This is a genomic window from Winogradskyella ursingii, assembly GCF_013403975.1.
Lineage (GTDB): Bacteria > Bacteroidota > Bacteroidia > Flavobacteriales > Flavobacteriaceae > Winogradskyella > Winogradskyella ursingii.
In genome coordinates this window covers 240,616-267,010 of sequence record NZ_JABFDH010000005.1, presented here as the reverse complement: position 1 = coordinate 267,010, position 26,395 = coordinate 240,616, and the positions used below count along the sequence as shown (strand labels likewise).

25 protein-coding genes are annotated in these 26,395 nt (G+C 36.2%); 17 read left to right on the top strand and 8 right to left on the bottom strand.

What is annotated here, in order from left to right; genetic code table 11:
- The first annotated feature begins 14 nt into the window (after nucleotides 1-14).
- The 4 genes from HM983_RS14015 to HM983_RS14000 all read left to right on the top strand — a co-directional run bounded on the left by HM983_RS14015 (nucleotide 15) and on the right by HM983_RS14000 (nucleotide 4,876).
- A complete protein-coding gene (locus tag HM983_RS14015; protein WP_179346357.1) occupies nucleotides 15-983 on the top strand; it encodes a DUF368 domain-containing protein in 969 nt (322 codons plus the stop codon).
- Nucleotides 983-1,996 carry a DUF368 domain-containing protein gene (locus tag HM983_RS14010; protein WP_179346356.1) on the top strand — a complete coding sequence of 338 codons (1,014 nt, stop codon included), beginning with the start codon at nucleotides 983-985 and terminating at the stop codon, nucleotides 1,994-1,996. Before HM983_RS14015 ends, HM983_RS14010 begins: the two co-directional genes overlap by 1 nt.
- Entirely contained in the window at nucleotides 1,971-2,732 is a 762-nt protein-coding gene (locus HM983_RS14005; RefSeq protein ID WP_179346355.1) for a shikimate dehydrogenase family protein, read from the top strand. Before HM983_RS14010 ends, HM983_RS14005 begins: the two co-directional genes overlap by 26 nt.
- 77 nt (nucleotides 2,733-2,809) lie before the next feature.
- Nucleotides 2,810-4,876, top strand: coding sequence for a DUF349 domain-containing protein (locus HM983_RS14000; protein WP_179346354.1), 2,067 nt, complete (start codon nucleotides 2,810-2,812; stop codon nucleotides 4,874-4,876).
- Between the two features lie 489 nt (nucleotides 4,877-5,365).
- Here HM983_RS14000 and mazG read toward each other — a convergent pair whose 3' ends face one another.
- Genes mazG through ruvX form a run of 4 tightly spaced genes read right to left on the bottom strand, consistent with a single transcriptional unit; the run spans nucleotide 5,366 to nucleotide 7,623 of the window.
- A complete protein-coding gene (mazG, locus tag HM983_RS13995) occupies nucleotides 5,366-6,139 on the bottom strand; it encodes a nucleoside triphosphate pyrophosphohydrolase (protein WP_179346353.1) in 774 nt (257 codons plus the stop codon).
- A gap of 2 nt (nucleotides 6,140-6,141) precedes the next feature.
- Nucleotides 6,142-6,570 (bottom strand): DUF5606 family protein, encoded by a 429-nt coding sequence (locus HM983_RS13990; protein ID WP_179346352.1) that lies wholly within the window; start codon nucleotides 6,568-6,570, stop codon nucleotides 6,142-6,144.
- 10 nt (nucleotides 6,571-6,580) lie between these two features.
- Nucleotides 6,581-7,171 carry a peptide deformylase gene (gene def / locus HM983_RS13985; protein WP_179346351.1) on the bottom strand — a complete coding sequence of 197 codons (591 nt, stop codon included), beginning with the start codon at nucleotides 7,169-7,171 and terminating at the stop codon, nucleotides 6,581-6,583.
- A 38-nt stretch (nucleotides 7,172-7,209) separates the two neighbouring features.
- On the bottom strand, nucleotides 7,210-7,623 hold the full coding sequence (gene ruvX / locus HM983_RS13980) for a Holliday junction resolvase RuvX (protein WP_179346350.1): 414 nt from the start codon (nucleotides 7,621-7,623) through the stop codon (nucleotides 7,210-7,212).
- 256 nt (nucleotides 7,624-7,879) lie between these two features.
- On the opposite strand from ruvX, the gene HM983_RS13975 reads away from it, so the two are divergent.
- The 4 genes from HM983_RS13975 to HM983_RS13960 are packed head-to-tail and all read left to right on the top strand — an operon-like array spanning nucleotide 7,880 to nucleotide 11,319.
- Nucleotides 7,880-8,695, top strand: a complete 816-nt coding sequence (locus HM983_RS13975) for a 2,3,4,5-tetrahydropyridine-2,6-dicarboxylate N-succinyltransferase (RefSeq protein ID WP_179346349.1) — start codon at nucleotides 7,880-7,882, stop codon at nucleotides 8,693-8,695.
- Between the two features lie 2 nt (nucleotides 8,696-8,697).
- Entirely contained in the window at nucleotides 8,698-9,360 is a 663-nt protein-coding gene (locus HM983_RS13970) for a 7-cyano-7-deazaguanine synthase (protein WP_179346348.1), read from the top strand.
- 50 nt (nucleotides 9,361-9,410) lie between these two features.
- Complete coding sequence (locus HM983_RS13965; RefSeq protein ID WP_246277523.1) at nucleotides 9,411-10,325, top strand: ATP-grasp fold amidoligase family protein; 915 nt, start codon at nucleotides 9,411-9,413, stop codon at nucleotides 10,323-10,325.
- A 34-nt stretch (nucleotides 10,326-10,359) separates the two neighbouring features.
- Nucleotides 10,360-11,319 (top strand): stealth family protein, encoded by a 960-nt coding sequence (locus HM983_RS13960; protein ID WP_179346347.1) that lies wholly within the window; start codon nucleotides 10,360-10,362, stop codon nucleotides 11,317-11,319.
- 13 nt (nucleotides 11,320-11,332) lie between these two features.
- On the opposite strand, the gene HM983_RS13955 is transcribed toward HM983_RS13960, so the two are convergent.
- Nucleotides 11,333-12,151, bottom strand: coding sequence for a glycosyltransferase family 2 protein (locus HM983_RS13955; protein ID WP_179346346.1), 819 nt, complete (start codon nucleotides 12,149-12,151; stop codon nucleotides 11,333-11,335).
- Between the two features lie 4 nt (nucleotides 12,152-12,155).
- The gene (locus HM983_RS13950; RefSeq protein WP_179346345.1) at nucleotides 12,156-12,977 is read right to left on the bottom strand and encodes a glycosyltransferase family 2 protein; all 822 of its coding nucleotides are present in this window, start codon (nucleotides 12,975-12,977) and stop codon (nucleotides 12,156-12,158) included.
- Between the two features lie 42 nt (nucleotides 12,978-13,019).
- Between HM983_RS13950 and HM983_RS13945 the strand changes: the two genes are divergently transcribed.
- Nucleotides 13,020-13,781, top strand: a complete 762-nt coding sequence (locus tag HM983_RS13945) for a glycosyltransferase family 2 protein (RefSeq protein WP_179346344.1) — start codon at nucleotides 13,020-13,022, stop codon at nucleotides 13,779-13,781.
- On the opposite strand, the gene HM983_RS13940 is transcribed toward HM983_RS13945, so the two are convergent.
- Entirely contained in the window at nucleotides 13,778-14,545 is a 768-nt protein-coding gene (locus HM983_RS13940) for a lipopolysaccharide kinase InaA family protein (protein ID WP_179346343.1), read from the bottom strand. The genes HM983_RS13945 and HM983_RS13940 overlap by 4 nt on opposite strands.
- 145 nt (nucleotides 14,546-14,690) lie before the next feature.
- Between HM983_RS13940 and HM983_RS13935 the strand changes: the two genes are divergently transcribed.
- Genes HM983_RS13935 through HM983_RS13920 form a run of 4 tightly spaced genes read left to right on the top strand, consistent with a single transcriptional unit; the run spans nucleotide 14,691 to nucleotide 18,153 of the window.
- Nucleotides 14,691-16,106, top strand: coding sequence for a CCA tRNA nucleotidyltransferase (locus HM983_RS13935; RefSeq protein ID WP_179346342.1), 1,416 nt, complete (start codon nucleotides 14,691-14,693; stop codon nucleotides 16,104-16,106).
- A gap of 2 nt (nucleotides 16,107-16,108) precedes the next feature.
- Nucleotides 16,109-16,558 carry a GNAT family N-acetyltransferase gene (locus HM983_RS13930; protein WP_179346341.1) on the top strand — a complete coding sequence of 150 codons (450 nt, stop codon included), beginning with the start codon at nucleotides 16,109-16,111 and terminating at the stop codon, nucleotides 16,556-16,558.
- 3 nt (nucleotides 16,559-16,561) lie between these two features.
- Nucleotides 16,562-17,602, top strand: a complete 1,041-nt coding sequence (locus tag HM983_RS13925) for a COX15/CtaA family protein (RefSeq protein ID WP_179346340.1) — start codon at nucleotides 16,562-16,564, stop codon at nucleotides 17,600-17,602.
- Nucleotides 17,603-17,634: 32 nt separating this feature from the next.
- Nucleotides 17,635-18,153: an IS1096 element passenger TnpR family protein gene (locus HM983_RS13920; RefSeq protein ID WP_179346339.1), complete on the top strand. Its 519-nt coding sequence runs from the start codon at nucleotides 17,635-17,637 to the stop codon at nucleotides 18,151-18,153.
- Between the two features lie 14 nt (nucleotides 18,154-18,167).
- Here HM983_RS13920 and HM983_RS13915 read toward each other — a convergent pair whose 3' ends face one another.
- Nucleotides 18,168-18,533 carry a hypothetical protein gene (locus HM983_RS13915; RefSeq protein WP_179346338.1) on the bottom strand — a complete coding sequence of 122 codons (366 nt, stop codon included), beginning with the start codon at nucleotides 18,531-18,533 and terminating at the stop codon, nucleotides 18,168-18,170.
- A 126-nt stretch (nucleotides 18,534-18,659) separates the two neighbouring features.
- On the opposite strand from HM983_RS13915, the gene HM983_RS13910 reads away from it, so the two are divergent.
- The 4 genes from HM983_RS13910 (at nucleotide 18,660) to HM983_RS13895 (ending at nucleotide 26,384) form a co-directional block, all read left to right on the top strand.
- Entirely contained in the window at nucleotides 18,660-19,577 is a 918-nt protein-coding gene (locus HM983_RS13910; RefSeq protein ID WP_179346337.1) for an ABC transporter ATP-binding protein, read from the top strand.
- 73 nt (nucleotides 19,578-19,650) lie between these two features.
- Entirely contained in the window at nucleotides 19,651-20,475 is an 825-nt protein-coding gene (locus HM983_RS13905) for an ABC transporter permease subunit (protein ID WP_179346336.1), read from the top strand.
- 27 nt (nucleotides 20,476-20,502) lie between these two features.
- Entirely contained in the window at nucleotides 20,503-23,925 is a 3,423-nt protein-coding gene (locus tag HM983_RS13900; RefSeq protein ID WP_179346335.1) for a T9SS type B sorting domain-containing protein, read from the top strand.
- A gap of 2 nt (nucleotides 23,926-23,927) precedes the next feature.
- Nucleotides 23,928-26,384, top strand: a complete 2,457-nt coding sequence (locus HM983_RS13895; protein WP_246277522.1) for a T9SS type B sorting domain-containing protein — start codon at nucleotides 23,928-23,930, stop codon at nucleotides 26,382-26,384.
- The last annotated feature ends 11 nt before the right edge of the window (nucleotides 26,385-26,395 follow it).

The following is a 26,395-nucleotide window of genomic DNA, read 5'->3' as shown; positions in this document are numbered from 1 at the left end:
TATTTTATTAAAAAATGCAAAGACGTTTTATAGACTATTTAGTCGTTACTTTTAAGGGCATCGCTATGGGCGCTGCAGATGTAGTTCCTGGTGTTTCTGGTGGTACTATTGCGTTTATTTCTGGTATTTACGAAGAACTTATTGAGAGCATTGACAAAATTGATTTGGGCTTTTTCAAAGTTTGGAAACAACAAGGATTTAAAGCTGCGTGGAAATCCATAAACGGCACCTTTTTATTGGCACTATTTTCTGGTGTGGCAATTAGTATTCTATCTCTAGCAAAAATTATTAAATGGTTATTACTCAACGAACCAATTTTGCTTTGGTCATTCTTTTTTGGGTTGGTATTAGCAAGTATCCTATATATTGGAAAACAAATTAACCAATGGTCTGCCAAAATAATAATAGCCATAGCAGTTACCTCTATACTTTCTTATTACATCACATTAGCAGAACCATTTGCATCACCTGATAGTCCGTTGTATTTATTATTCTGTGGTTTTATTGCCATAATTGCAATGATTTTACCTGGAGTATCTGGTGCATTTATCTTATTAATTTTAGGCGCTTACCAGACCGCAATTGATACTATTAATAATTTACGTGATGGATTGCTAAATGGTAATATGGAGCTGTTTAAAGATGCACTATTAAAATTTGTTTTATTAGGTATTGGCGCAATCATTGGCTTAAAAGTCTTTTCTAAGGCATTAAATTGGATGTTTAAACATCATAAAAATTTGACTTTGGCTATTCTCACAGGATTCATGATTGGTTCATTAAACAAAATCTGGCCATGGAAAGAAATTGTTAAAACCAGAATCAACTCCGAAGGTATTGAAGTCACATTGCTCGATGCGAGTATACTACCATCAGCATATAATGGTGATAGCAAGGTTCTTATGGCCATTGTTTTTATGGTAATCGGCTTTGCAGCTATTCTTACACTAGAAAGTTTGGGAAACAAGAAAAATAAAGTGTAATGCAGAATACGCGAACTTTTACAGATCGATTCTTCTTGATCATTAAAGGTTTGGCTATGGGCGCTGCCAATAAAGTTCCTGGTGTTTCTGGTGGTGTGGTTGCTTTTGTTGCAGGTTTTTATGAAGAATTTATCTATTCGTTGCAGCGCGTCAATAAAAAAGCATTTCTATTGCTCATTAGTGGCAGATTCAAAAGTTTTTATCGCTATATCAACGGAAAGTTTTTGGGATTACTGTTTTTAGGGATGGTTGTGAGTTATTTTAGTGTTTCAAAAGTACTGGATTACTTCTTAGACCATTATCAACTTTATGTGTGGAGTTTATTTTTTGGAATGATTCTCGGTTCCATATATTACATCAGCAAAGATTTTCAAGATTGGAACAAAAAAATGGTTATTGCCCTCATACTGGGTACAGCTTTGGGTGTAAGTATCAGTTTTTTAGATCCTGCTACCGAAAATGACAACTTATTTTTTGTGTTTTTCTGTGGCATTATCAGTGTTTCGGGCATGACACTTCCTGGATTTTCAGGTTCATTTATTTTAATCTTATTGGGTAACTACGTACTACTTTTAGTAGATTCTGTCAATGCCCTTTATGATACTATGTTCGATATTATAAGCGGTAATTTTGAATTTATTCAAAATGAAGCTAGACTTCGACTTTTAAAGGTTTTAGCTGTATTCACATTAGGTTCTGTAACAGGATTAGTTACTTTTTCCCATATACTTAATTATATTTTAAAGCATTATAAATCGATCACTTTAGCAACAATAACAGGGTTTATCATTGGGTCTTTAGGAGTGGTTTGGCCGTGGAAAGAAACAATCTACAAAACCAATTCCGAAGGTGCTTTTATTTTAGACTCCACTGGGAAAGAAATCATTGAAAACTACGAACGGTTTTTACCCGAATTGAACACCCAGACTTTTATTGCAATTGTTTATATTGCCTTGGGAATCCTCATTGTTTTAGGATTAGAATGGTATGGCAACAGAACAAAAAAAATCTAAATATAAATTCGGACTTGTAGGAAAAGATATTTCCTATTCATTTTCTAGAGGCTATTTTGCTGAAAAATTTAAAATTGAAAAGCTACCGCATACTTACGAAAATTTCGATCTTCAATCAATAGAAGAATTAATCCCTATCATAAAATCAACTTCAAATCTTAAAGGGTTGAACGTTACAATTCCATTTAAAGAAGCTGTGATACCGTTACTGGATGGCTTGAATAAAAAAGCAAACGCAATAGGTGCCGTAAATACTATTAAAATTACAGATGAAAACAAGCTAATAGGCTATAATACAGATTACTATGGTTTTAAAAATTCATTAGTTCCTCACCTTAAAAACCATCACGAGAAAGCGCTTATTTTAGGTACTGGCGGAGCATCAAAAGCCATTGCGCACGCTCTCAAAAAGCTAAAAATTAAGTTCAGCTACGTATCACGATCAGAAAAAAAAGGAGTAAAATTTATATATTCAGATTTAAGCAATGAAATTATCAGAGCGCATCAAATTATCATTAACTGTACTCCCATTGGGACGTTCCCTAATATTGAGTCTTGTCTTGATATTCCTTATGAAGGGATAACCGACAAGCATATTCTTTACGATTTAATTTATAATCCGGCAGAAACAAAATTTCTTCAGTATGGCAAATCGAAAGGTGCTTCGATTATAAACGGTGCTAAAATGTTAAAGTTGCAAGCCGAGAAATCCTGGGAAATTTGGAATAAATCCTAATAAGAGCATTAGATGCAATTCCTTTGCATTTCACGCACTTGTTACTATCTTTAACGTTCTAAACAAAATAACGACACATGTCTGAGAATGATAACCTGCAAGATGCAGATGGAAAAAAAGAAGTAGAACCACAAGAAACTACTCCAAAACCAGAAACGACCGAAACAATTGAAGATAGTTCTAAGGCTCAAATTAATGAAGTTGAAGCCGAAACTAAAATCGATAAGCCAGAAGACAAGGTTGAAAAGGCGGAAACTAAAGTGGATGCTGACGTGAATAATGAAGATTCAGCCGAAACGACTAAAACCAAAGAAGATTCAAAAAGCGAGAGAGAGTCAAGTTCGAAAGATTCACACGTCGATGAAATTGATGCCGAAAATGCCGAAGATGCGGAAGATGAAACCAACGCCGAACGACACAATTTAGAAGACAAGGATTATCATGCCATGACAATGGACCAATTAGTAAAAGAATTGGATCAACTTCTCAAAAAGCATAAAATTCAAACCGTTTCAAAACATGTCAATGAAATTAAAGCTGAATTCAATGCGAAATTTGGAGAACTTCTAGAGGAAAAGAAAGAAGAGTTTGTGAACGATGGTGGCAATGAAATTGATTTTTACTACACTAATGACACCAAAAAACAATTCAACACGCTTTATAAAGAATACAAAAAATCCATAAGTTCTTATTATAAGGAAAGAGAACAAAATCTTAAACAGAATCTTGAAAACAGATTACAGATTATTGAAGACATAAAAGGTTTGCTCAGTGTTGAGGAAAACATGGGCACCACCTATAAAAACTTTAAGGAGCTTCAAGAAAAATGGCGAAATGCAGGGCCAATTCCGCGCGATAAGTATAATAATGCCTGGAATACCTATCACCATCATGTTGAGCGTTTTTATGATTTCTTACATCTCAATAACGATTTAAGAGACATGGATTTTAAGCACAATTATGAGCAAAAACTTAAAATCATAGAGCGAGCAGAAGAACTTGCTGCTGATGATAATGTAAACAGAACGTTTAGAGAGTTGCAAGTTTTGCATAAAATGTGGAAAGAAGAATTAGGTCCTGTGGCAAAGGAACATCGTGAAGCTATTTGGGAACGCTTCAGCAACGCTACAAAAACTATTCATGATAAGCGACAAGCCTACTATGCCGATTTAGACAAGGCCTATGAAAAAAATCTTGAAAGAAAAGAAAAGATTATAGCAGATATTATTGCTATTGGTGAAGATAAAGCTAATAGTCATGGTGCATGGCAGAAAAAGATAAAGGAAATTGAAAAGTTGCGTCAGGCATTTTTCAACGCTGGCAAAGTCCCATTAAAAGTTAATGAAGCGACTTGGGCAAAATTTAAGGAGGCAGTCAGAAAATTTAATCGTGGAAAAAATAGTTTTTACAAAGAGTTAAAGAAAGATCAATACGAGAATCTCAAGAAAAAGAAAGAACTGATTAAAATTGCCGAGGACAATAAAGACAGTGACGATTTTAAAACCGTCACTCCTTTGATGAAAAAAATCCAAAGCGATTGGAAAAAGATTGGTCATGTTCCAAGACGTGATAGTGATAAGGTTTGGAAACAGTTTAAAAAAGCCTGCAACCATTATTTTGATAGAATGCATGCTGAACGCAAAGCTGAAAATCAACATTTATACGATGCGTTTGAGAAAAAGACTAAAATGCTGGATGAGTTAAAATCTATGGAACTTTCTGGCGATGCAAAAACCGATGTGGCAACACTTCAAGAAAAAATTAAGGACTGGAAAGCTATTGGGTATGTGCCGCAAAACAAGCGTTACATTGACGGTAAATTCTACAAAGCCATTGACGATGCTTTTGACCAACTTAACATGGACAAATCGAAATTAGAAATGGTTAAGTTTGAAAGCAAGCTTGAAAACCTGGCAAATCCAGATGACACACGATTATTAGACAACGAACAGAATTTTATACGTAAAAGAATTGACGAGGTGAAGTCCGAAATCAATCAATTGGAAAATAACTTACAGTTTTTCTCAAATGTAGATTCTGATAATCCGCTAGTAAAAGATGTTCACAAAAACATAGATAAGCATAAAAAAGAACTTGAAACTTGGGAAAAGAAGCTGACTAAGCTCCGTGGGATGTACTCTTAAAATTCCATATCGGGCAGACCAACATTACTAGGAGTGTTATCAGAAATAATTGGCCATATATTTCGGAAACAAAAGGGACATATCGATAAAAAAAAGAATTAAGCATTGTTTCAATTAATCATTATACAATTTCCTATCAAGGCATACAAAAAATCAAAACCCATCTGCTATTCACAGATGGGTTTTGCCCTAACTAAACTAAATTAACCTTAATTACAACCGCTTAAATAATAATTAAGATCTCCTACTAAGAATATAAGAACGTTTTTTGTTCTTACATATTCTATTTACGTACGAAAATTCTGTTTGGATGTTTTGGATAAGACTTTTTCTTGATTTTAATACTTTCTTAACTTTTACGGCGGAACCTAATCTTTGGCTCATATGATTAAGTAATACCATCGCAACTTTCATTTTTGAGAAGGCAGAAATCAAAAACTACTTCTAAGTACAAAAATAGAATTCCGCCTGCATAAGAATGCTAAAAAATTACAACAACTTTGCCTCTTCCCAAAAAACATCCATTTCTGTTAGTGTCATATCTTTTAGAGATTTATTCAAATCCTTTGCTTTGCTTTCTAGATATTGAAAGCGTTTAATGAATTTTTTATTGGTGCGCTCCAATGCATTTTCAGGATTCACTTTTAAGAAACGTGCATAATTAATCATCGAAAATAGCACATCACCGAATTCACTTTCTATGGCATCATTATTACCCTTTGCGATCTCCGCTTTAAGCTCGGCCATCTCCTCCTCTACCTTTTCGAATACTTGTTCTGGGTGTTCCCAGTCAAAACCCACACCTGCGACTTTGTCTTGTATTCTGCTAGCTTTTACTAAGGCAGGTAAAGTTTTTGGAACTCCTTCGAGTACGCTATTTTTGCCTTCTTTTAGTTTTAATTGTTCCCAATTGCGTTTAACGTCGTCTTCATTTTCAACTTCAACGTCTCCGTAGATATGCGGGTGACGGTCAATCAATTTATCGGAAATACTATTACAGACATCTGCAATGTCAAAAGAATTGGTTTCGCTACCAATTTTAGCATAAAAAACAATATGCAATAGTATGTCTCCCAATTCTTTTTTGACTTCATCCAAATCATTATCCAAAATAGCATCTCCGAGTTCGTAAACTTCTTCAATGGTAAGATGACGTAAAGACTCCATTGTTTGCTTTTTATCCCATGGACATTGCTCTCGCAGCTCGTCCATGATGATAAGCAAACGTTCAAAAGCTTTTAATTGGTTGGTCTTACTGGACATTTTTACTCTTCTTCATCCGAAATTTTTTCGTCATCTTCAGGTTCAAGTGTATCCAACATATTGTTTTTTTGAAGCAAATTGTACCATTGTATCACTTTTTTTATGTCTGAAGCATACACACGGTCTTCGTCGTAATCTGGCAGCACATCAAAGAAATATTCTTCGAGCTTTATTTTGCTGTCTTTATGGCTTATAGATGTTTGTTCACCATTTTCCTTGTCCTTAATTTTTTTAAGCACATCACGCAATGGCACTTCTTCTGTAAGTGTGTAAATAGCAATTTCGCTTAATACACTTATATTACTGTGAGCACCAACGGTCAATCTTTTGTTATCCACTAAAGATTCTACGACAGCACCTGTTCTGGTCTGTGTTACAATTTGGTATAAACCTGGTTTTCCTGAAATGGAAAGTATTTTATCTAAACTCATATATTTATTTTTAACGCTTTCTACTCATGGCAGGAAAACGCATTTTGTAATCTATTTTAATTTTTCCTTTCGATATATTGGTCAGCTTACCTTTGATTAAACGCTTCTTAAAAGATGATAGTTTGTCAGTAAACAAAATGCCTTCGATATGGTCATATTCATGCTGAATGACACGCGCAATCAACCCTTCATACTCTTCAACGTGGGTTTCAAAATTTTCATCTTGATATTGAATTTTTATTGTTGGCTGTCTGAATACATCTTCTCTCACTTCTGGGATACTTAGACACCCTTCGTTAAAAGCCCATTCATCTCCCGTTTCTTCTAATATCTGTGCATTAATGAACGTTTTTTTGAAGTTTTTCATTTGCTCACGTTCTTTTTCAGATAGATCCTCATCATCAGAAAAAGGTTCTGTATCCACTAAAAAAAGTCGGATAGGCAAACCAATCTGTGGTGCCGCAAGACCAACTCCATAAGCGCCATACATAGTTTCATACATGTTAGCAATAAGCTCGTCTAAGTTTGGATAATCTTTATCGATCTCTTTTGCTTTCTTCTTTAATACAGCATCGCCATAGGCTACGATTGGTAAAATCATATTTTTTTTGTTTTCGGTTGCAAAAATACAATTCTTATTTAAGAATTTGAAGCCAAATAGCTTTGCAAAATTAAGGTTGCACTAATCTCATCAACAAGTGCTTTATTTTGGCGCTGTTTCTTTTTTAAACCAGAGTCAATCATCGTTTGAAAAGCCATTTTTGAAGTAAAACGTTCATCAATGCGAACAATAGGAACACTTGGAATTGCCTTTTCTAATTGTAATAAAAACTTTTGAATGTAAACTTCACTTTTAGAAGCCGTATTGTTCATTTGCTTGGGTAGACCCACAACGAATTTTTCGACCTTTTCGTTGGATATATAGTTTTTCAAATAATCAAGCAGATTTTTAGTTTCGACCGTAGTAAGTCCAGATGCTATAATTTGCATTTCGTCGGTAACTGCCAATCCTGTGCGCTTTGTACCGTAGTCTATTGCTAGAATTCGTCCCATAGAGCGCAAATATACTGTAATAATTTGCATTTAAGGCATTGCTATAGACAAGAAAACCCCTCAATTAGGGGTGAAGAGTTTTCTATCATAGCTATTCAATTAAATTCTTCGGATTTAACGTTATAAATAACCTATCTCCTTGTATTTAATACCTATAAGACACTAAAGATTTACCTAAGTCACATTTTTTTTGAAAAAGATTTTTTGGGGTCAGTTATTATAAAAGTATCTTTGGTCATTAAACATATTTAAATACATGAAACAACTGCAAACTGTTATAGAAAATGCTTGGGAAGACCGTTCCCAGTTAAAAAATGAAGTGACGATAAATGCCATTAAAAGTGTGATTGACCTTATCGATGAAGGCACTCTTAGAGTTGCCGAGCCAACTAAAGATGGATGGCAAGTAAATGAGTGGGTAAAAAAAGCAGTGGTTTTATATTTTCCCATACAAAAAATGGAAACTTTTGAAGTGGGTATTTTTGAATACCACGATAAAATTCCGTTGAAGCGAGATTATGCCCACAAAGGGATTAGAGTTGTGCCACATGCTGTGGCTAGGCACGGTGCATACATATCGAGCGGAGTGATTTTGATGCCAAGTTATGTAAATATTGGTGCGTACGTCGATGAGGGCACAATGGTAGATACTTGGGCAACTGTTGGTAGTTGTGCACAGATTGGTAAAAATGTGCATCTTTCTGGTGGAGTCGGGATTGGTGGTGTGTTAGAGCCTTTGCAAGCCTCACCTGTGATCATTGAAGATGGTGCTTTTATAGGAAGTCGATGTATAGTTGTTGAAGGTGTTAGAGTTGAAAAAGAAGCAGTTCTTGGAGCTAATGTGGTTTTAACCATGAGTACAAAAATTATCGACGTTACTGGAGATGAACCTGTCGAAACTAAAGGTGTTGTACCAGCTCGGTCGGTCGTAATTCCAGGAAGTTATACTAAGAAATTTAAAGCAGGAGAATTCCAAGTTCCATGTGCGCTAATAATTGGTAAGAGAAAGGAAAGTACAGACAAGAAAACATCCTTGAATGATGCTTTACGTGAGTATGATGTAGCAGTATAACAATGGCTGATGTAAAAAATGTATTGTGGACAGGTGGTTGGGACTCCACATTTAGGGTCATTCAGCTTTATCGCCTAGGAGCCAAAATTCAACCTATTTATGTAATTGATCATAATAGGCCATCCGCAAGCAAAGAGTTGGAAACAACTGAGCGCTTGATTAAGGAAATTCCGTTACGTTTTAAAAAAGATAAAGGAGGTTTGTTACCTTTAATTATTATTAAAAGGCGAGATATTCCATCAAATTTTTATTTAAAATCCGTTTTCAGAAGACTTAAGCGCAGTATGAATTTAGGCAAGCAATATTACTGGTTGGCATCACTCGCTAAGCACTATAACAATTTAGAAATCTCATTGCATAAAGAGGATCGGGAACGGTTTTTTTACGAAAATCAACTCACTGAAATTAAAGATGACGAATTAGGGGCTAATTGGATAATAAATCCGAAAAAAGTAGGTTTTTTAAAAAGGCAATTATTTAAAAACATGAATTTTCCGCTTATTTCAATTTCAAAACCAGAAATGAAACAAATTGCCGAAGACGATAACTTTATAGATTTAATGGAAAGTACTTGGTTCTGCCATAAATCGGACAAGACTCCTTGCGGTAAATGCAACCCTTGCAAACAATATATTAGGGATGGGTTTGGGTACAGATTAGAATAACGTCCTTTTAAAAAAATAACTTTCAGTTATATCTTGGTAAATTAAATACAATGCTAGATAAAATACGTCGGTTCTTTATAAGACAGCTACGAAAAATGCGTTGGCTGCCACCCAAAATGTACGTAAAGTTCCATTACGAATATTTTTCTGGCAAAAAATTGAACTTGGCTAACCCAAAGGAATTCAACGCTAAAATAGAATGGTATAAAGTATTTTTTAGACCTAATTTATTAACACAGCTAGTAGACAAATACGAAGTAAGATCGTATGTCAAAAACAAAGTTGGCGAAGAGTATCTTAATGAGCTTTATGGGGTTTACGAAAACCCTGAGCATATAGATTTTGACAGTTTACCCAACAAGTTTGTTATAAAAGCTAACCATACCAATGGGCACAACCTCATTGTAAACGACAAAAGCAACCTCAATAAGCAGAACGTAAAAAAATTGTTTAAGAAATGGTTAGGTAAAAATCAATATTACCGAAGAGGACAAGAATGGGCCTATAAAGACGTAAAGCCAAAAATAATTATAGAAAAATTTTTAAAGGAAGACGATAAGAGCACTTTAGTTGATTATAAATTCTATTGCTTTGATGGCAAACCCAAATTTATTGATGTACATATAGATCGCGAAGATGACCATAAGCAAGGTTGTTTTGATCTCGATTTTAACCTTTTGCCTTTCGGAAAGAGTTCTACCTATAAAAGTATTTCGGCTGATATTGAAAAACCGAGTAATCTCAAAGAGATGGTGCTTTTAGCAGAAGCGTTATCTCAAGATTTACCTTTTGTACGTGTGGACGTCTATTCGGTAAACGGAAAAACGATTTTTGGAGAAATGACATTTTATCCGTCTGACGCTAGAAGGGAATTTTATCCCGATGAATATAATAGAATAATAGGAGATTATTTTAAGTTACCAAAACTCAAAGACAGTCAAGATATTATTACTGAAATCAATTAAATTATTTTTTTAAAACATAAACAGATATTCTTCAATGCAAAAGACAGCAACACAAAGTCACGATACTGAATTACCTATAGACGCAGTAATATCTTGGGTTGATGGTAATGACGAAGAACATCAAAAAAAAATGTTGCCCTATTTAGAAGATACTAAAAAAATAGAATCAAAAAAGTTCAGAACACGCTTTGATCAAGTTAACGAAATAAAATACACAGTAGATTCTATTTTAAAATTTGCCCCCTTTATTAGAAATATTTTTATTATTACGGATCAACAAATACCGGATTTTTTAAAGAATAACAATGCAGTTGATATTTATAAAAATGTAACCATAATAGATCATAAGACTATATTTTCTGGTTATGAAGAATATTTACCAACATTCAGCAGTCGGTCTATAGAATCCTTTATGTTTAGAATACCTGCTTTAGCAGATCATTTTATTTACCTAAATGACGATTTTTTCTTAATTAATGAGGTAAAACCTACTGACTTTTTCATCAACGGACAACCTGTTTTAAGAGGTAAATGGTTAAAATTTGAAGAAAATATTTTTTACAAAAAATTAAAAGCACCAAAGGTAAGTGGACATAAAGCTGCCCAACAAAGAGCTGCGAAGTTAGCAGGCTTTAATAAATACTACAATTTTAAACACACCCCACACCCTTTTAGAAAAACTACATTTCAACAGTATTTTCAGGAGAATGAAGATCTATTTATAGATAATATTAAGTATCGGTTTAGAAGTAATCATCAATTTTTATTTCAGGGATTAATTAATCATTTAGAAATTAAAAATAAAACCTGTGTTCTAAAAGACGATTTACAATTAATCTATTTTAGGTCTTATAAAAAGCCATTGTTCTGGTATAAGTTTAAACTAAATATAAAATCTAAAGGGAATTTGTTTTTAGGGTTACAGGGTTTGGACCAATGTCCTCCAAACATATTAGAATATATATTACAATGGCTTAAAGACAGAACAAACTAAGATCAATTCCGAGTTACTTCTTTATCCCATAATCCGTCCACTTTAAATTTTCTTTTCTAGTCGTTTCTCTAATGGCTCGATTCTTATCAATGGAGTCTTGAGTTTTATAGCCTCTAGGGTGATCTAAATGCAAGCAGACCGCACTGTACCTAATTTGCTTTGATTTTATGCCGTAATTAAAAAGTCGTTCACCCAATTCACGATCTTGTCCACCATATTGCATACGTTCATCAAAACCATTTACAGCAATAATATCCGTTTTCCATCCAGATGAGTTATGACCATTCCAACTGGCATTGGTAGGTGTAACTGTATTTAAGAACTTCTCAGTAAATCCACTGGCCGTAAGCTTGTTGTTTTTAAAAGATGATTTGAGTCCGTGTGATTTTAACCAATTGACATTAAAACAACGTTGCGTTAAAATATCTTCTTTTGTAATTTCTTTAGAAATTGACATGGGCAGCATAAAATAACCTCCTGATAAAAAGTACCCTTTTTCACGGGTTTCAATATGGACTTTCACATAATCTTCACGAGCCATGCAATCTCCGTCACTCATTAAAATATAATCTGAATTGCAGGCTAAAATAGCTTTATTCAAAATTTGTGATTTTTGAAAACCGTTATCCTCGTGCCACACATGATGTATTGGATAATGTATCAATGATTTCATCTTATCAATCAAATCAAACGTAGGCTGTTTTGAGCCATCATCTGCAATAATCATTTCAAAATCCTTGAAGTTTTGAGCTTCATAACTCCACATTACTTTTTCTAACCAAGCTTCAGAATTATAGGTACTTATGATTATTGAAATTTCTGGTTTCTGCATTATTTTATGAATTGATTCCGAATGGAGTTTTTATCGTTTTATACTTTTTTGTGGATTGTCTAATTTTTTCATTTTCTAATCGGGCAGCTTCATTTTTATATGGCCTTTCATGATACAAATGTACGCAAATACAGCTGTAACGTACTTGGAGAAATTTTACACCATTGTGCATCATGCGCTCACCCACTTCCCTATCCTCACCGCCATAGCACATGCGCTCATCAAAACCATTGACCTCCAGGATGTCTATTTTCCAGCAGGACACGTTCATGCCATCAAATGTGGCCTTAGTCGGTGTTACAGTATTCAAAAACTTCGATTTAAATTTCGATGCAGTAAGTTTATTGAGTTTAAAACTTTTGGGTTGTCCATTCTCCAACAACCAAATTTTATCAAAACATTTTTGTTTGAAAATAAGGTCTTTTGAGATTTTTTTTGAAACACTTTCCGTAAGCTTAAAATAGCCGCCAGAGAGCGCACAATTATTACGACGAAGCGCTAAATGTGTTTCTACAAAATCCTTTCTTGCTATACAATCTCCATCCGTAAATATTAAGTAATCTGAGCCTGAAGCTACAATGGCCTTATTTAATATTTTTGTTTTTTCAAAGCCATTGTCTACCTGCCAAACGTGTACAACTTTAAAATCGGTTTTATTCTTAAAAATATCAATAACATTTTTAGTACGGTCATCAGAACCATCATCCGCTATAATAATTTCAAAATTCTTATTCGTCTGAATACTGTAGCTATACAAAACCAACTCCAGGTATTCTGGCTTGTTGTATGTACTAATTATTACCGATGCTTGTATTGAGGAGTGCATAAACACAAAAATACTATTTTTACAGCTCAGAAAAATATACCAATGCCAAAACTATCGGGAGTAATAATAACCTTTAACGAAGAACGGAATATTGAAAACTGTTTACAATCCTTGGTCGATGTTGTGGATGAAATAGTGGTTGTAGATTCCTATTCTACGGATAGGACAAAAGAAATATGTGAGGGTTTTAATGTAAAGTTTATTGAAAAAAAGTTTCTTGGCTACATTGAGCAAAAGAATTTTGCATTAACGCAGGCCAGTCATGATTATATAGTTTCATTAGATGGCGACGAATCACTTTCTGAAACACTACAAAAATCCATAATCAACGTAAAAAGCAATTGGAAATATGACGGTTATTATTGTAACAGATTAAATAACTTTTGTGGCCAATGGATTAAACATTCAGATTGGTATCCCAACAAAAAGCTACGAGTTTTTGATAGGCGAAAAGCAAAATGGACGGGAATCAACCCTCATGATAATGTAAAATTGAATGATTCAAATTCCAAAACAGGATATTTAAAAGGCGATATTTTGCACCAAACCTATCAGAGCTATTCAGAATTCAACCAAAAAACAGAGTATTTTTCTTCCATTGCAGCTAAAGCCTATTTTAAAAAAGGAAAAAAAGCACCAATCTGGAAAATCATTTGGAATCCCGCTTGGGCCTTCTTTAAATCCTATTTTTTAAGATTGGGGTTTTTGGATGGATTTAATGGGTATGTCATTTGCAAACAGACTGCTAACATTACGTTCTTAAAGTATTCTAAATTGCGTGAAATTTATAAGTCCCAAACTTAATTTTTCTTTTTCCAGAATTTCAGTTTCTTTTTCAACTTCTTCTTGTTGTGGTATTTACGCTGAAATTCCTCAGTAGATTTCCACATAAGATCAACTATCTTGTTGTAATCTTCACCTGAAAGTTTAGCATATTCGTCACTCATGATTTCAACCATGGATTTATGGATGGTCAATCGGTCAAAATTTTTGATACGTTCTTCAAAATCCATTTGTTTAAATTCCATACGGTTCAAATCCACAAGAAAAAATGCATAACCATCTGCGGTCTTTTTTATCAATGTATTTCCCGGAGAATGATCCAAGAATTTAACACCTTTTTCATGAAGCTCATAAGTAAATTTGGTGAACTCACGCAGAATCTGTTCATAATCTGGGTAGTTAAAATCCGTGGTAAGTTCCCTATAGGTTAAATCACAATCCAGTTGCTTTGAAACATAGTAACTATGCTTAAACAAAACAGGTGTTTTAAACTCGTAATATGCTATTGGTTCTGGTGTCCCTATACCCAATTCTTGTAATTTTAATGCATACTCAAATGAACGTTGTGCTTTGCTTTTTCTTAAAAAATTGTATGCTATTTGGTTGAGAATATTGGGAACTTTAAAGGATTTTATATTGATGATAGAATCATTTAACTCAAACAGCCGTAGTGCATTTCGCTGCTGATTGCCAAATGGAGTGCCTTTTGTATTAAAATTAGCTATGAAATCATCCAGCTTATCCTGATGGAGTCTATATTCATCTTTAATTTCAAAATTTTTCATACGGCAATATTACAATTTTTAGAAATCAAAAATAATAATCTATTACTTTTCTAGTATAGCTACACAATTTTCATGTTCAAAACATCTAAAACCATTTTATTACATAAACAGCAAGACGTATCTTTGCAAAGCGAAAATTAAGTCAATGAACCATAAACGCGCTTTACAACATCCTGTTTTTAAATTAATTTCTAAGTCTGCAGAAGTACTAAACGTAGATGCCTTTGTCATCGGCGGATTTGTACGTGATTACCTGATAGAACGAGGGAATGCCAAAGATATTGATATTGTTGCCGTGGGCAGTGGTATCGAGCTCGCTAAAAAGGTGTCAGAACATATTCCTAGCAAACCAAAAGTGCAGATTTTTAAAACTTACGGTACGGCAATGCTCCAATATGAAGATATCGAAATTGAATTTGTTGGCGCAAGAAAGGAAAGTTACTCAGAAAACAGCCGAAATCCAATTGTTGAAAACGGTACGCTTAAAGACGATCAAAACCGTCGCGATTTTACCATCAATGCCTTAGCGTTAAGTTTGAATCATGATGATTTTGGTGAATTATTAGACCCTTTTAATGGACTTGAGGATTTAGATAAAGGGATTATCCGTACACCCTTAGACCCTAATATAACTTACAGTGATGACCCTTTGCGCATGATGCGTGCCATCCGTTTTGCAACTCAGCTCAACTTTAAAATAGAAGAACAATCCTTAAAAGCGATTACTGAAAATAAGGATCGAATAAAAATCATAACAAAAGAGCGTATCGTAGTTGAGCTTAACAAAATCCTTGAAAGTGATACACCTTCAATCGGATTCTTATTGCTCGAAAAAACAGGATTATTGGATTACATTTTACCAGAACTTACAGCTCTAAAAGGCATTGACGAAAAGGAAGGACAGCGCCATAAAGATAACTTCTATCACACATTGGAGGTTGTAGATAACATCTCTAAAACCACCGATAATCTATGGTTGCGCTGGGCCGCCTTATTACATGACATTGGCAAAGCACCAACCAAAAGATTTCATAAAAAAATTGGTTGGACCTTTCATGCTCACGAATTTGTAGGCAGTAAAATGGTATACAAATTATTCAAAAGGTTGAAAATGCCATTGAATGACAAAATGAAATTTGTTCAAAAGATGGTATTAATGAGTTCGCGGCCAATTGTTTTGGCGAGTGATGTCACGGATTCAGCCGTGCGCCGTTTGGTATTTGATGCTGGTGACCACGTGGATGATTTAATGACGCTTTGCGAGGCAGATATCACGACAAAAAATCCAAAGAAATTTAAAAAATATCATAACAACTTTCAAAAGGTAAGAGATAAAATTGTTGAAGTTGAAGAACGTGATCAGATTCGGAATTTTCAGCCACCCATTTCTGGTGAGGAAATTATGGAAGCATTCAATTTGAAACCTTCTCGCGAAATTGGTGTTATAAAGGAGGCCATTAAAGAGGCCATTTTAGAAGGTGAAATTCCTAATGAACACGAAGCGGCTTTTCAACTCATGTTAGAGGAAGGGAAAAAGTTAGGACTTAAAGTGGCTGAATAACCATGATAAAAATCGTAAGAACTAATTCTATAAATAAAGATTTTATTCGACTTATCAGTGAGCTGGATACCTATTTAAAAATCACGGATGGTGACGAACATGAATTTTATAATCAGTTTAACGGCATTGAAAACTTAGAGCATGTGGTCGTAGCTTATGATAATGAAAATCCCGTTGGCTGCGGCGCATTTAAAAATTTCGATAACAATTCAGTCGAAATAAAACGCATGTTTACAAAACCTGAAGCTAGAAAAAAATCAGTAGGTTCAAAAATTCTAAAAGAGCTTGAAAATTGGGCTTCAAAACTAAAGTATGAATCCTGTATTTTAGAAACTGGAATTAGGCAGAAAGAAGCTGTTGAATTTTATAAAAAAAATAACTATCAAATCATCCCAAAATACGGACAGTACCAAAATATGGATAACAGTCTTTGTTTTAAAAAAGTATTATAAAGCGTGAGAAAAAGATTCAGGAAAACAGTAAAAATAGCTTTGGTAATGATTTATCTCGTCATCATAGCTGGTGCTGTGGTACGTATGACAGGATCTGGCATGGGCTGCCCAGATTGGCCAAAATGCTTTGGATACTATATTCCACCAACCGAACTTTCGGAATTACAATTTAAACCAAATCACGATTATAAAAAGGGAGTTGTGATTATTGTAAATGAAGAATTGCAAGTATCAAAAGAAGATTTCACATCAGCTAAAAATTTCAATATTAATAATTGGGAACCCTATACAGCACATGATTATGCCGAGTTCAATCCATTGCACACATGGGTCGAATATGTCAACAGATTATTGGGCGCACTTTCTGGCATCCCTATTCTTATATTCACCATTATGTCCATTTGGCTTTGGAAGGACAGAAAACGCTTTTTATTACTTTCAATTTTTACCGTTATAGCAATGGGTTTTCAAGCATGGTTAGGAAAAACGGTGGTCGATTCTAATTTGGCGCCGTACAAAATTACTATTCATATGGTTATGGCTTTGGTCATTGTGGCAGTGATTCTTTATCTCATATTTGCCTCAAAAACGAGTTTTAAAAATCAAAAGTTTGATAAAACATTTAGAAACGGCATTATTATAGCCACCTTGCTATCACTTGTTCAAATTATTTTAGGAACTCAAGTACGGCAATTTGTCGATATTCAAAATAAGCTCAATGGTTATTTTAACTGGGATATTACTGCAATAGCACCTATGGAATTCTATGTGCATCGTACACTTTCAATCGTGCTACTTCTTATAAACTTGTGGTTATTTTATCGTAACAGAAAATTAAATCTTGGTTACAATAAATTCAAACTAGTGCTCATTTGTATTGGTTTAGAAATTGCCACAGGCATTGCTATGTACTACTTTAACTTCCCGTTTTCTACCCAACCGTTGCATTTGGTCATCGCTACCATAATGATAGGAATTCAATTTTACATTATTTTAGAAAGTAGTCGTAAGCATCAACCAAAAACAGTAAAAACTTCAACATAAATTGTATCTTTGCAGACCATTAATATGCAACTATGATTTACAGATTTAGAGTCGTTTTAGACAATGATACCGAAGATGATGTGTTCCGTGATATTGAAATCCGAGAAACGGACACTATGGAAGATTTGCACAATGTTATCACTCAATCTTTTGGTTTTGACGGTATGGAAATGGCGTCTTTTTATGTGAGCGACGACGAATGGAATCAAGGTGAGGAAATTGCCATGATGGATATGAGCGAAGCTGGTAATCAGGTAAGAACAATGAACGAGACCAAAATTAATGACGTCGTTCATGAAGCCTCTACCAACCTCATTTATGTGTATGATTTTTTGAGTATGTGGACTTTTTATGTAGAATTAGGTGAAATTCTTGAAGAAGCCGAAGGTACAGACTACCCAAATTTAATGTATGTACAAGGTCAAATCCCTGATGAAGCGCCAGAGAAAAAGTTTGAGGCGGAACAGGATGATGATGACTACAATGAGTTTGACGACGATTTGGATGTCGATGATTATAGCGATTTGGATTTTGATGAGAATTGGAATTGATCCTTATCGATTTTTTATAATTTTGAATCCTTATCTGAAATTATGAGAATCCTATTTTTTTCACTGTATTCAAGAGGCTTGTCTTTCTTCTGATTATTAATTTTTATCGAATCTTTGAAATCATAAAAATTCAGGTTTTCTTTTAAAAAATATTTAAAATTAAATTGCAATTCATCCAGTTTAGATTTAAAACTTCTCCTATCTAAATAAAGATTTTTCGTTGGAAACTTTTTGGAATTAAAATCGTCTATTAAAGTTGTATTGTAATGAAAATTCACATTATGATTATCCAAAGACCCATCAATATTATCGATAGTCTGTGCTATTCCCTGAAATGAACAGAATAAAATAACCGACGCTATAACCGTAATTTTTTTCATCTTATTGATTTTTATAAAGTTACAATATTTTATTAAACCTAGATGTAACAATTCTTCACCTCTTTCGTCTTATTTTTATAACCAACTTTTGCCAGACTTGCTTTGGCATCTTTAAACCGATCAATCTTGGAACCCATCCTAACAATCAACAACCTTACAAAGAAATTTGGCCATCTTACAGCGGTCAAAGATTTAAGTTTCACCATTAACAAAGGTAATGTTTACGGCATCCTTGGACCCAACGGCAGTGGTAAATCCACTACTTTAGGCATTGTTCTAAACGTAGTCAATAGAACTAATGGTAACTTTCATTGGTTTGACGGTAATACCACCACGCATGATGCATTAAAACAAGTTGGGGCAATTATAGAACGGCCAAATTTTTACCCTTATATGACGGCGGAACAAAACTTAAAGCTAGTCTGCAAAATAAAAGGTGTGGACTTTTCTAAAATTGAAGAAAAACTTGAAGTGGTCGGTTTGTTAGACAGAAAAGGTCATAAATTCAAAACCTATTCGTTAGGTATGAAACAACGGTTGGCCATTGCCTCTGCTCTACTCAACGACCCTGAAATTTTAATTCTGGACGAACCAACAAACGGTCTGGACCCACAAGGTATTCATCAAATAAGACAGATTATAAAAGACATTGCATCTGAAGGTACCACGATTTTATTGGCATCACACCTTTTGGACGAAGTCGAAAAAGTTTGTTCACATGTTGTGGTACTGCGTAAAGGTGAAAAATTATATTCCGGTAGAGTAGACGAAATGATAAATAGCCACGGATTCTTCGAATTAAAAGCTGAAAAGCATCAAGATTTATTACATGTGCTTGAAAACAATTCAGACTTTGGAAAGATTAAAATTGAAGGCGAACTGATTACAGCATTTTTAAATGAACCGATGTCTGCACCAGAATTCAATAAATTAATGTTTGAAAAGGGTATCATTCTTTCGCATTTAGTAAAACGAAAAGAAAGTTTAGAAGAGCAATTTCTTCAACTTACAGACAACCTAAACGAAGTTGCTGCGCAAAATTAAAAATCAATCAAAATTTTAATGTTGTATCTAGATTTATCGAGATGTAACATAACCAACAATCAACCCATCCATCATGTTAAGACTATTAACTCTCGAATTACAAAAACTTTGGCTCAACAGAGCAAGTAAAGTTCTTATTATAATGTCGTTTATTTTACCTTTTACGGTATTAATTCTATCATCGATAAAAATCAATTTCTTTGGTTTTTTTACACTTGAATTAGGCGAGCTTGGTATTTTCAACTTTCCTATTATTTGGCATATTACGACATTTTTTGCGGCACAGTTCAAATTTTTCTTCGCCATTGTTGTAGTAAGTATGATTAGTAATGAATACAGTAACAAAACTTTAAAACAGAACCTCATTGATGGTTTGAGCAAAAAGGAATTTATATTGTCAAAATTCTATACAATTCTATTCTTTTCGTTCGCGGCTACAGTTCTCATTGGTATAGCAACATTTTTAATAGGCCTATATTACTCCAGCTATACGGAAGCTAGTATTATCTTTAGAGAGACCGAATTTTTGTTGGCGTATTTCGTCAAACTCACAGGATTTTTTAGTTTGTGTTTATTTTTGGCGATGCTTTTAAAACGTTCGGCTTTTGCATTGGGCTTCTTGTTTTTATTATTTATTTCAGAAGGTATTATCTATGGCTTAATGCGTTGGCAAATCAGTGCAGAAGTTGCGGATAGTATACATAACTTTATGCCACTGCAATCTATGTGGAACTTAATTGAACAGCCCATACAAAGGATTGTCATGACTAAATTTCCAGAGAAAACGGATATCGCTTACGATTATGCCGTTCATTGGTATGAAGTTTTCATCGTCTTAGGCTGGACAGCTATTTTTATCTTTTTATCGTATCGATTACTAAAAAAGCGCGATTTGTAATATCTTTGGTAGTCATTGCTGCCTTAGATGAAAAGAAAAAGTTTTTTAATTTTAATTCTACTAATTTCCTTTACTTGCTATGCCCAAAACGAAGCATCGTATTGGTACTTTGGACAAAATGCAGGTTTAAGATTTAACACAACAACAGGAACTGTAAATGCAGTAACGGATGGGCAAATTAACACCCTAGAAGGATGCACCTCCATATCAGACAAAGCTGGTAACTTGCAATTCTACACAGATGGACAAACCGTATGGAACAGAAATCACCAAATTATGTCTCAAGGTGATTATTTTGGTGGTACAGGACTTTTGGGAGATCCGTCAAGCACATCTTCTGGACTCATAGTTCCTAAGCCAGAAGATCCTATAAAATATTACATTTTTACCGTGGATGAACCACACCATGATAATGCGGCATTTCATCCTAATCAAAATATTAATGTTCCGGCTTTTCAAGATGACGGTTTTAATAACGGGTTCAACTATTCATTAGTAGATATGAGCCTAAATGGCGGACTTGGAGATGTAGACACCTCTGAAAAAAATATTCCATTAATCACATACGACCCTAGCAATTCTGAACATGTAAAATATAAATGTTCAGAAAAAATAACCGCAGTAAGAGCGGAGGATTGCTCATCGTTTTGGGTTATTACTCATTTTATAGATTCATTTTATGCCTTTAAGGTAGAAACTACAGGTGTTATCACAACTCCCGTAAAATCTACTGTTGGACCAGTGGTACCTATTTCTGGTTACAGACGCAACGCACTTGGTTATTTAAAAGCATCACCTGATGCTTCAAAACTGGTGGTAGCGCATCAAGGATTGGCACAGATAACTGCTGGTGAAGCACCAGGTAATGTTTTTCTTTTTGACTTTGATAATAATACAGGTATTGTTTCAAATGCACTAGAACTTTACGGTGAAGAAAATAACAATAGTGCTTATGGTGTAGAATTCTCTGCAGAGAATAGAAAAGTTTATGCTTCAATTGGCATTGGTCCGGCTGGCAATAACGCTAGTCAAATCTTACAATGGGATTTGGAAAGCGCAGATATACCCAATTCGCTGCAAGTAATACATACATCGTCCAATATAAGTGCTGGAGCATTACAACTGGGTGTAGACCGAAGAATTTACAGAGCGCAATTTAGTTTTAACGGAGGTGACCCTAATGCCCAAAGGTATCTTGGTGTTATCAATAATCCTGAACTTAATGGCAGCCTTGCGGATTATGATGAGCGAGGTATCTTATTGGATGTTAATGGTGGATTTAATAATACGGGCAGAATTGGTTTGCCTCCATTTATACAATCATTATTTAATTCACAAACTGATATTATAAGAAATGGGTTAAGCACGACCGAATTAAAGTTATGTGATGGTGACAATTACACATTACAGGCCGATGATATTATAGGAGCAGACTATATATGGACTTTAGATGGTAATCCATTAGCCGAAACTTCATCAGAACTTTTTATTGATACTCCCGGTTTTTATGAAGTTGTTATCGAACCTAACAATGGTGAATGTCCCATAGAAGGTAGCGCTGTTGTTGGTGTTTTTGATATTCCATTAGCCAACCCTCTTTCTAATTTAAGAATATGCGATAATTCTGGAAATGACGGTAAATTTGAATTTGATTTTACTTCGAAAAATTCTGAAACACTTTTAACGCAAGACCCAACAATGCTCAACGTACGTTATTTTGAATCTTCGGAAGATGCAAACAATCTTGAAAACGAAATTACCTTTCCTTATACCAATTCAAGCAACCCAATGACCATTCACGTTAGAGTTGATAATGTCGAAAACAATAATTGTTTTGATTTAAATTCATTTGAATTGGAAGTATTCAATACACCAGAAATCGTACAACTCAATAACATTGATAGATGCGATGTAGAGGATAATCTGATAGATGGTATTACTACAATTGACCTTTCAGAATTTATTCCTGAAATTAGGGGAGATCAACCTGAAAGTGACGTTAACATTACCTTTCACTCCTCACAAAATGATGCTGAAAATGACGTGGGTGCCTTACCTTTAATGTACAAAAATAATGATCCTTTTTCTGAAACGATTTATGTAAGAATTGAAAACACAACCAATACTGTATGCTACACCACAGATAGTTTTATGTTTACAGTTTTTGCAGCACCAATTGCCAACAACAGTTCAATCTTACAATGTGACGAGGATGGCATACAGGATGGCAAGACCATCTTTAACATCAACCAGATCGTGGACGACATCACCGGCGGCGCAACCGGCCGATGGGTCGAGTACTACCGTTCACTCAACGATGCGCAGGACCAGATGGATGCCATTGACGGAGACAATTTTGAGAACATCACCAATCCCGAGACCGTTTACGCCAGGGTGACCGATACAGGTACCGGCTGTGTCAACTTCTGTGAGGTATCGCTCGAGGTGAGCACCACAACCTCCAACGATACCAGCCTTTCAGAATGTGACGATGACGGTATCGAGGACGGACTTACCGAGTTCGACCTATCTATGGCCAACAGCATCGTGCTGGCAGGCTCGCCCGCAGGCCTCGATATCGAGTACTTCGAGACCTACGAGGATGCCCTCCTGGAGACAGATCCCATAGGGACCACCTTTACCAATACCGTTGCTTACAACCAGACCGTTTATGCTCGTGTCGAGAACGGCAACGCCTGTTACGGCATCAGTGAAATTGAGCTTACCGTGCTGAGGCTGCCCAACATCGAGACCGAGCTCGAGACCTTCTACTGCCTCAACTTTTTCCCTGAGACCATCAGGTTGGACGGTGGCCTAATCGACGATCTGCCCAACAACTATTTTTACGAATGGTCCACCGGCGAGAACACATTGGCCATTGAGGTGAACGAGCCGGGAACCTATACGGTAAGGGTGACCGGTGTGAACGGATGCTTCAAGGACAGGACCATTACCGTGCTGCCGTCCAACATCGCCACCGTTACGGATATTGAGGTGGTGGATGCCTCGCAGAACAATTCCGTGACCGTGATGGTAAGTGGCCAGGGCGACTATGAATACGCACTGGACAGCATAGACGGCCCCTACCAGGACAGCAACACCTTCGACAACGTGCAACCGGGACTCTACACCGTATACGTAAGGGACAGGAACGACTGTGGCATCACCGAGCAACTCGTATCGGTTGTGGGATTTCCAAAGTTCTTCACGCCAAACGGTGACGGACAGAACGACATCTGGCGCGTGAGGGGCATATCCTCACGGTTCCAGGCCAATACCAAGATCCTCATTTTTGACCGGTATGGAAAACTGCTTCGGGAACTCGATCCGCTCGGTCCCGGCTGGGACGGAACGCACAATGGACAGAGGATGCCAACCAGCGATTACTGGTTCAAGGTAAAGCTCGAGGACGGAAGGACCTTTACAAGCCATTTTACTTTAAAACGATGAATTTGAAACTCGACTTTTATAAAAAAATAAGGTGTATTGCCTTTGTTGCACTTTTTTCATTTTTCGCAAATGCTCAAGAGCCTAATGATTGCCAATTTGCAGTAACAGTCTGCGGAAATTCAAATTTAAATATTGATGCCAATGGAATAGGTACCCAGGAATTATCAGGGTCTAATACATGCTCAAGCCAAGAAAATAACAGTATTTGGTTATTGATCAATATAGCTACTTCTGGAACATTGGGTTTTACCTTAACACCAGAAAGCAGTGATATAGGCATTGATTATGATTTCTTTATCTATGGTCCAGACGTGGTCTGTGGCAATATTGGTCAAGCTATTAGATGTTCTACAACAAATCCAGTAGCTGCTAACCAAGGCAATAATCTAACTGGTATGAATTCTACCGAAACCGATACTTCTGAAGGTCCTGGTCCCGATGGTAATAGTTTTGTACGTGAATTGAATGTTTTAGCCGGTGAGAGCTATTTTTTTGTAATAGATAGACCTATTGGGACGAGCCCGTTTTCTTTAGAATGGACTGGTACAGCTACTTTTCCTGACAATCCGTCTAACCCGTTAACCACAAATGCATCTTCTTCAAGTTTAGAAGATTTTGCAATTTGCGATAGTCAAGCACCTTTTGATGATAATATCACTGCTATTGATCTTACTCAACTCAGCCAAGCTATTATAAATGGCGAAAGTGATGTTGTGGTCTCTTATCACAATACGGAGAGTGATGCTAACCTAAATATTAACTCTTTAGGTGAAAATTTTAATAATTCGGCAAGTCCACAGAATGTTTATATCCGTGTGGAAAACACAACAACTGGTTGTTTCATTTTGAATGATTTTAATATAATAGTAACTGCCTTAACCAATTTTAACACACCTACCGACTATCCCATTTGCGATAATGATGATGATGGCGATAATCAAAATGGACAGGTCACTTTTGATTTTAATACTAAAACACAAGAAATCACAGAGAATGTTCCAGGTGCGAATTACAATATTTCATATCACTTAAGTGAGTCCGATGCTGAAGCAAATGCCAGTCCATTACCATTAATTTATACTAACAACACACCGACTCCAACGGAAATTTTTGTTAGAATTTTTGACAACGACTCGGGATGCTTTGGTTTTACCTCATTTATGATTGAAGTTTCGGAAATTCCAGAAGCCAACAACAGTTCAATCTTACAATGTGACGAGGATGGCATACAGGATGGCAAGACCATCTTTAACATCAACCAGATCGTGGACGACATCACCGGCGGCGCAACCGGCCGATGGGTCGAGTACTACCGTTCACTCAACGATGCGCAGGACCAGATGGATGCCATTGACGGAGACAATTTTGAGAACATCACCAATCCCGAGACCGTTTACGCCAGGGTGACCGATACAGGTACCGGCTGTGTCAACTTCTGTGAGGTATCGCTCGAGGTGAGCACCACAACCTCCAACGATACCAGCCTTTCAGAATGTGACGATGACGGTATCGAGGACGGACTTACCGAGTTCGACCTATCTATGGCCAACAGCATCGTGCTGGCAGGCTCGCCCGCAGGCCTCGATATCGAGTACTTCGAGACCTACGAGGATGCCCTCCTGGAGACAGATCCCATAGGGACCACCTTTACCAATACCGTTGCTTACAACCAGACCGTTTATGCTCGTGTCGAGAACGGCAACGCCTGTTACGGCATCAGTGAAATTGAGCTTACCGTGCTGAGGCTGCCCAACATCGAGACCGAGCTCGAGACCTTCTACTGCCTCAACTTTTTCCCTGAGACCATCAGGTTGGACGGTGGCCTAATCGACGATCTGCCCAACAACTATTTTTACGAATGGTCCACCGGCGAGAACACATTGGCCATTGAGGTGAACGAGCCGGGAACCTATACGGTAAGGGTGACCGGTGTGAACGGATGCTTCAAGGACAGGACCATTACCGTGCTGCCGTCCAACATCGCCACCGTTACGGATATTGAGGTGGTGGATGCCTCGCAGAACAATTCCGTGACCGTGATGGTAAGTGGCCAGGGCGACTATGAATACGCACTGGACAGCATAGACGGCCCCTACCAGGACAGCAACACCTTCGACAACGTGCAACCGGGACTCTACACCGTATACGTAAGGGACAGGAACGACTGTGGCATCACCGAGCAACTCGTATCGGTTGTGGGATTTCCAAAGTTCTTCACGCCAAACGGTGACGGACAGAACGACATCTGGCGCGTGAGGGGCATATCCTCACGGTTCCAGGCCAATACCAAGATCCTCATTTTTGACCGGTATGGAAAACTGCTTCGGGAACTCGATCCGCTCGGTCCCGGCTGGGACGGAACGCACAATGGACAGAGGATGCCAACCAGCGATTACTGGTTCAAGGTAAAGCTCGAGGACGGAAGGACCTTTACAAGCCATTTTACACTTAAGCAATAATTTTAAAATAG